Raw genomic sequence first — 307 nt, 5'->3', positions numbered from 1 at the left:
TCCGAACTGGGGGTCAACCTCTACCAGTAAATGTACATGATCCGGCATAACCTCAAGTTCCAATATTTCACATTTATACTCAGTAGCAACGTCTTGTATAATTTCTTTCAGCCGAACGTCAACGCCATTCACTAAAACCGAACGCCGATACTTAGGACACCAAATAACCTGGTACTTGCAAGAGTAAACTACGTTCAGGTTGCTCTTGTATTTTATGGTGTAATCGCTCATGTACTAATTATACAGATGCTAGATATATAATGCAAGACAAATCTAAGTCAAAACCAACTTCCCGCTTTCCTCCCCA

1 protein-coding gene is annotated in these 307 nt (G+C 40.4%); it reads right to left on the bottom strand.

From position 1 onward, the window contains the following. A partial coding sequence (gene tnpA / locus IV91_RS17455; protein WP_150112493.1) for an IS200/IS605 family transposase occupies window positions 1–231 on the bottom strand: 231 nt, incomplete at its 3' end. Between the last annotated feature and the right edge of the window lie 76 nt (window positions 232–307).

It is taken from the genome of Ferrovum myxofaciens (assembly GCF_000735045.1).
GTDB classification, from domain to species: Bacteria; Pseudomonadota; Gammaproteobacteria; order Burkholderiales; family Ferrovaceae; genus Ferrovum; species Ferrovum myxofaciens.
This window is presented reverse-complemented; position numbering and strand designations above follow the sequence as displayed.